Here is a 1,789-nt window from a genome sequence, read left to right on the forward strand (position 1 = left end):
CCATTGAGGTAGAGGCCGGACCCGACATTGCTGGCCGTCACGCCCTGGACGGTCAGGCCGTTGATGCCCAGGCCGTAGATCGCCGAGCCGGAACCCCCGGAAACGTTGAAATCGAGCAGCGTGTTGCCGTTGCCCAGCGTCACGACATTACCGCCGCCGGAACTGGTCAGCGTCGCCGCACCCGCTGAATCCGATATGGATTCGTCATGATGGATGTTGGTGCCGGTGACATTCAACGGCACCCCGCCGAGCGAGAACGCGCGGTCGTTGCCGAACGAGGCCAGTTCCTGTCCGTCGCTCAGCGAGAAGCCGGTGGCGTCGTCGATTGTCCCGCGGTTGACCAGGACAATGATGGCGTCGCTGGCGGTAATGCTGTCGGCATATTCGATCGAGGCGAGGTCGGTGATCGACGTGCCGCCGCCCGAAGCCCCGGCCGCAACGAAGATGTAATTGCGCAGATCGTAAAGTTGCGGGCCGGTAAACGCGGTCGTGCCGAAAGCGTAGTGGCCGCTGCCCTCATTGAGCCCGCGCGCATCGAGCGAGGCGGTGATGCCGGAGATGGAGCTGGAATTGCCGCCGAAGGTAAATTCGGCGTTGGCCGTGGCGCCCGGCGTGCCGGCAATGCCCAGCCGCACGCCGGTATCGACATTGGTGATGACGCCGCCATCGGTGATGATGATCACCGCGCCGCCAACGCTCGGCGACGTCAGATCGATGCCGATCGAGCCGGCAGCACCGGTGCCGGTGATGCTGAGCGACTGCGCGGTGAAATTGGTCTTGGATCCGGAGAAGTCGAGGCCGGTGCCGACACCCAGTCCGGAGATGACGATGTTGCCGGCGACCACCGCCGCATTGACGCCGGCAAACGAGATGCCGTCGGCGCCGGGGTTGGTGATGCTGATGTCGCCGAAGCGGATCGTCGCCGGCGAATCCGAAATGGCGATCGCCGGTCCGGTCGTGTTGGAGATCGTCGTCGCACCGTTGACGGTGAAGTTGCCCGCGACATTCTCCAGCACGACACCCGACGTGCCGCCGCTCTGGCTGATCGAGTCCAGCACCACATGGGCGGTGATCGGATCGATGAAGACGGCGGTGCCGCCATTGCCTGACACGGTGCCGCCGGTGGTGGTGAACGTGCCTCCGGTCGACGTGCCCTGCACGGTGATGCCGCGGTCGGTATTGTCCTGCGCATTGACGGTGGCGAAGGTGTAGGTGCCCTTGCCGGTGATATCGAGACCGTCGTCGAGATTGCCCTGCAGCAGCGTCGTGCCGGTGAAATTGTAGGTGCCGTCGCCGTCGATGTGCAGGCCGTCGAGGCCGTTGCCGGTGGCGGTGAAGTTGGAGTCGGTGATGCCGGTCGAACTGCCCGTGAAGTCGGCGCCGTTGCCGCCCGCACCGGTGACCGTCACATTGGTCAGCGTCGCGCCGGTGATGTTGTTGCCGAAGATGCCGTCGCCGCCGCCGGTGATGATGATACCGCTGAGCGTGTTGCCGTTGCCGAGCGTAAAGACGGGGTTGGCGACGTTGGTGCCCTGGATCGTGCCGTCGCTGCCGCCCAGGTTGAAGGTGCTGGTGCCGCCGCCGAAAAGCCTTGCGGTGACGCTTTCGCCGCCGCCGATGACGGTCTGTCCATTGGCAAGCGTCACCCCGCCAGTCGTCAGATTGCCGTTGCCGCCGAGTGCCACGACAAAACCGTTCGCACCCGACTTGGTCACGGCGTCGTCCAGCGTCGTCGGGTCGGCCAGCGTGCCGGCACCGGCGAGGCCGCCTTCGGCAAGTTCTACTACGC

At 65.3% G+C, this 1,789-nt stretch carries 1 pseudogene; it reads right to left on the reverse strand.

Annotation, left to right across the window (positions count from 1 at the left end):
• Window positions 1–1,789 (reverse strand): annotated as a pseudogene (locus EN884_RS34835) (hypothetical protein); the annotation flags it as partial.

This window comes from Mesorhizobium sp. M7A.F.Ca.AU.001.01.1.1 (assembly GCF_004022735.1).
Lineage (GTDB): Bacteria > Pseudomonadota > Alphaproteobacteria > Rhizobiales > Rhizobiaceae > Mesorhizobium > Mesorhizobium ciceri.